We start from the raw sequence: 5,099 nt of genomic DNA, 5'->3' as shown, positions 1-5,099 counted from the left end.
GTTAGCAATCAAAACTTTTTTCACTATTTCCACCTCAATCCTCTAGTTTAAAAAGTGCTTGATCATATTCAACTACAGCCTCATTTTCAACCAGAATAGCCGCAATTTTACCATCAAAAGGTGACTTAACTTCATTCATCATTTTCATAGCTTCAATAATGGCAATGGTCTGTCCCTTTTTGACCGTGTCACCGACTTTAATAAAAGCCGGTTTATTTGGTTCTGATGCGGTGTATAAAGTACCTACTAAGGGGGCCTTAACAACTTTTGCTGTTTTTTCAGTCAATTCAGACTTTTTTAATACCTTAGCTGCATCGGACTCTATTTCAAGTGCTGCTGCATTATTTTTTCTTTCCAAGACAATTCGGGTATCTTTTTCTGCAACTTCTAACCTAGAAAGAGCTGAACGACCAAATAACTTAATTAAGCTTTCAATCTTTTCTATTTCCATCTTATAAACCCCTTCCTAACCATTTCCATCAAGCAGAATTTCTAATTTTTGCGCCGCTTTACGTATCGGTCCAATTGGATATTGATACCTCTTTGTTTCTAAAAATAACTTGAATTTTTTTAATTCAGAATTTTGCGCAACTAATGCTGAACTTGCCTTATCTAAAGAAACAGGTTGAAAGTGTATCTGCTGCCGACTACTGAGTTGAACAAATTTACTAAGATCGGCCGCGATAATAGTTGCAATAACTGGATAGCCCCCGGTTGTCTGTCTATCCGCCAAAAGAACGATTGGCCGGCCGTCTCGAGTTATCTGAATATTTCCTAAAACTGTGCCTTCTGAAAGCATATTGCTTTCTGGAACAGACATTTTTTCCCCATCCAACCGATACCCCATTCTATCGGCTTGCTGTGAAATAGTGAAAAAGCTTCTACAAAATTGCATCTGTGCTTCACTGGTAAACAAATCCCACTGTGGGCCCTTAATAAAACGAATTTCGCTATTTTTTTCACTTTCACTTTTTTTATCATGTGAAAATTCACGATATTGAAAACTTGGCATCCTAAAACATTCAGCTATTGGAAGATGATCTCCCTCTCGGACACATCTTCCTTTAAATCCTCCTAATTTGAGTCTGACAGTTGTAGCGCGGCTATTCAGCAGTGGTTTAATTAAAAAGCCACCATTTGCAACGGCTATATAACCGTAACGATCAGAAGTCATCGGTTTAAACGAAAGAACAGAACCACTTTTTACACTGTAAACTTTGTTTAAGAATATTGGTTTTCCATCTATCAGTGGCTGTGATGCACCTCCTGTAACTGCTATAAATGTTTTGCATGCAAATTTAAGTTTAGGGCCAAGCATACAGAACTCTAGCGTTGCAGCTTCCTTGTCATTACCAACTAATATATTTGCCATACGATGTGCCATAGTATCTACTGCGCCAGAAACAGGAACCCCATCCCCTTGATAACCAGGACGTCCAAGATCTTGGATAGTTGTTACCAACCCTGCTTCTAATACTTCAACTATTTTCACAAAATCGCCTCCCGGTATTAAAACAATTCTTTGAGTTGGTATTTTCCCTTCAAATCAAGTTTTTGGATATAGTAATAGTCATTTTTCGAAATAGCTCTAAACTTAATATAATCTCCGGCATTGTAACGTGGTTTAGGATGCCTTGGATCATATAACTTCACCGGCGTTCGCCCCAAAAGTCTCCAACCACCTGGTGCTTCAATTGGATACATACCTGTTTGTTTTCCAGCAACAGCAACACTACCAGCCGGAACTTTAGCACGTGGATTTTTAAGCCTTGACATCGCAATTTTATCTGAAACAGAACCCATATAAGCAAAACCCGGCATAAAGCCCATCATATAAATAAGATAGGGGTCTTTTGTATGCAGTTTAACCAGATCTTCGAAAGTTATTTTCCCGTATTCAAGCACAGATTTAAGATCTGGTCCAAATTCCTCATCATAGCAAACTGGAAGTTCAATGATATGCTTTTTTTCTTCATCTTTTAAAAGTGGATGGCTTTTAATCAAGGCCTCAATCTCATTTGTTAAACTTGTAAAGTTTGTACGAAGGAAATCGAAATTAACTGTCAAAGTATGGTAAGCAGGAATCGTAGCAACAATTCCCACATCAGTATTAGATAAAACCCGTGCTAATGTATGAATTAAACGGTTTTCTTCTGCATCTATCACTTCAGGAAAAACAATATTTAATGACTGTTCCCCGACTGGTACAAAATGATAATCACATTCCATATTTTAAACTCCCCCTTTCAAAAATTAGATTTCGATGAAAAGTCAATGTTCATATTCTACACACATAAGCAAAGTATTGTCTACAATGTGAAAAAGATATCTTATACTTTCTACAATTGGAGTAAGCGTTTGTTCAGTGAATAAATCAAGCAATTATTTTGATTTCATCTTTTTTTCGGTGTTTTTGTTTCTTTTCAAAACTAAAAATCCGTTATTTTTATTTTTTAAAAATTTAATAAATGGTAAAATGTTACTAATCATTTTATAATCAAAGTAATTGTTTTCGCTGCCGTTTATATTGCTGTATTTTTTAAAGAAGGGAGTAAATAATTATCTTGAACACTATATATGTAGTTGAACCAATCGAAAAAAGTGGGCTTGATCTTCTAATAAAAGCTGGATACTCAGTCTATGTCCGTCCACATAATCTATCAATTATTGAAAGTCAAACACAGATTAACTTTAAACAAGTTGTTGGCATGATTATACGAGCCAGTACACTTAGCATTGATGAATTAAACTTATTCAAAAACCTTGCTATTATTTCCAGACATGGTGTTGGTGTGGACAACCTACCACTTGAGGCAATAAAAGAACGTAACATCCGTCTAACTTATACACCAGGACTGAACGCTGGTCCTGTCGCCGAACTTACCTTACTGCTGCTCTTAAATCTACTCAGAAAGATACCTGTGAATAAAAATGACAATACTTTCCCAGTTGGTTCTTCGCTTGCAAATAAAAAAGTCGGCTTAATTGGATATGGAAAAATTGCGCAAAAATTTAGTTCTTATTTAGTGCCATTCAATAATGAACTGCTAGTTTATAACCATCGCCCTAAAAAATTAATTTATGGCACTCAAGTCTCACTCAATTATTTATTAACAGAGTCCGATATCGTTACAATCCATATTCCTGCAAAGAAAAACACGCACGGTTTAATTGATGAAACAGCACTTAATAGGATGAAACGAACATCCTATTTAATAAACACTGCTCGTGGTTCAATTGTTGATAGTGATGCTTTGTATGAAACCCTGCTTAATAAGAAAATAGCTGGAGCTGCAGTCGATGTGTTTGATAATGGAGCAAAGTACACTCTGCATGATTTCAGCAAATTGAGTAATTTCATAGCTACTCCGCATATCGGCGCAAATACAAAGGAGACTTTGAAAGCATCATCTCTTCGTTGTGCTAAAGAAATCCTATTATTTTTCGATGGTAAAAAACCTATTAAAAGTTATTTTTAAATAGCATATTTATCATAAAAAATTTTGAATATGTTGTACCAGAAATTAATCAAAAAAATACCTTTCAAAGTTTTTACTTCTGCACTAACTCTAAAAGATTAGATCTTGTTTAATCCTTTGAGGTGTCTTAGTCAACTTTGAAGGTATTCTTCGTTCTACTATAATTTCTTTAATTATATATTGTTACAAATTACTTGTTTTTTTGTTTTGTGATTTTAAAAATAAAAAGTTTTATGCAAACATCATATGTCATTTTGAAGTGAAAACTTCTTTCAAGACATCAAACTATTATATATATTACCGATATAAATTCAGCATCAACGCAAGCATCTTATAGGTGTAAGTTCGCGTTGACTGATATTTATCGATAGTTGTATTAAGCTTGGTTCCATTATCCGTAATAATTCCGTCAACTCCCATACTAAGATCACCATACATTGAAGGACTGCGATTAACTGTCCATGTGTAAACTTTTTTGTGCTGTCGCTGTGCCTCAATTATAAAATCATCATTCAGAGTGCTGTATTCAATAGAATAAAAATCAGCTACTGTCTTGGGAACACCTAAAACATTGAAAGGCAAAATGTATCCAACTTTTAATTGAGGTATTTTCTTCTTAAGACTATAAACGGTCCTATAATCAAGTGAATGTACAACATCACCATGCCTAATTAAACTTTGCCCGTACCTATCTGCAAAAATATCAAGCATACGTTCCGAATCATATTTGCTTACTTTAATTTCGACAATCAATAACTGTCCTATTTTATGCGCTTCACTCAAATACTTGTCAAAACTCACCAATTTTGCGGAATGTTTTCCTTCACGTGCAGTCAAACTAATTGCTTGTTTTAATGTTAATTTTTGGACTATCAAATTTTTCCCAGTAAGTTTTTTTAAATTCGAATCATGGCTCACCACAAACTTGTGATCTTTAGTTTCTTGGATATCCATTTCTGTATAATGTGGTTTAGCACTTCGATGTGTCTTTTTTAGAGCACTTATAGAATTTTGCAGTGCATTGTTCCCATCAACACCTCTATGAGCAATCACAATTGGAATCTTATGTGTAGATTGCCGCATAAACATATAATTATCTCTAGTTCGAACCGCAAGAAGCCCCAAAAAACAAATTAGCAAAAGGCATATCTCCAACAAAGTATGCTGCTTTTTATGCACTAATTCTTGTAATTTTAATCCATCTAACTGTCGTTCTTTGTTCATAAAAAATAGCACAATTTGGACCGATCCAATAATAACAAGTATGGAAGTTATCAATCTGATAAACCAAGCCATTGTTGCCAGTAATGTTGCAGAATAAAGAGACGCTCCGCTAAAAGTTCTTTCAAATATCCATTGAATTCCTAGTAGACAAGCATAGATTATAAAATTGAAAACCAAAGACCCCAAAATCATAGCGGAAAAAGATCCGATCAGTTTCCAAAAATATTTCTTGGTTAAAATAATTGAATGGTGTAATGCTTTTTTCAAAGGAACTTCCTGCAAAATCATAAAAGGTAAGGTAAATGAAAATCTTACTCCCAAGTACATTAGTCCAAGATAAAACTGCTCCTATCCTAGTATTTGGTACATAAATTTCTGAACAGTTGTGCCATAATT

Annotated in this window: 4 protein-coding genes and 1 pseudogene; 1 reads left to right on the top strand and 4 read right to left on the bottom strand. The window is 34.6% G+C overall.

What is annotated here, in order from left to right:
* Nucleotides 1–34: 34 nt before the first annotated feature.
* From FD20_RS11480 to pxpB, 3 genes are read right to left on the bottom strand one after another with little or no spacing between them, the layout of a single operon-like run.
* On the bottom strand, nt 35–451 hold the full coding sequence (locus FD20_RS11480; RefSeq protein WP_057738681.1) for an acetyl-CoA carboxylase biotin carboxyl carrier protein: 417 nt from the start codon (nt 449–451) through the stop codon (nt 35–37).
* A gap of 15 nt (nt 452–466) precedes the next feature.
* A complete protein-coding gene (locus tag FD20_RS11475; protein WP_057738679.1) occupies nt 467–1,492 on the bottom strand; it encodes a 5-oxoprolinase subunit C family protein in 1,026 nt (341 codons plus the stop codon).
* 17 nt (nt 1,493–1,509) lie between these two features.
* The gene (pxpB, locus tag FD20_RS11470; protein WP_057738677.1) at nt 1,510–2,229 is read right to left on the bottom strand and encodes a 5-oxoprolinase subunit PxpB; all 720 of its coding nucleotides are present in this window, start codon (nt 2,227–2,229) and stop codon (nt 1,510–1,512) included.
* Nucleotides 2,230–2,564: 335 nt separating this feature from the next.
* Here pxpB and FD20_RS11465 point away from each other — a divergent pair, with 335 nt between their 5' ends.
* On the top strand, nt 2,565–3,479 hold the full coding sequence (locus tag FD20_RS11465) for an NAD(P)-dependent oxidoreductase (protein ID WP_057738675.1): 915 nt from the start codon (nt 2,565–2,567) through the stop codon (nt 3,477–3,479).
* Nucleotides 3,480–3,776: 297 nt separating this feature from the next.
* On the opposite strand, the pseudogene FD20_RS14065 reads toward FD20_RS11465, so the two are convergent.
* A pseudogene (locus tag FD20_RS14065) lies at nt 3,777–5,033 on the bottom strand (glycerophosphodiester phosphodiesterase family protein); the annotation flags it as partial.
* Nucleotides 5,034–5,099: the final 66 nt, after the last annotated feature.

The sequence above is a fragment of the Liquorilactobacillus uvarum DSM 19971 genome, assembly GCF_001434935.1.
Lineage (GTDB): Bacteria > Bacillota > Bacilli > Lactobacillales > Lactobacillaceae > Liquorilactobacillus > Liquorilactobacillus uvarum.
This window is presented reverse-complemented; position numbering and strand designations above follow the sequence as displayed.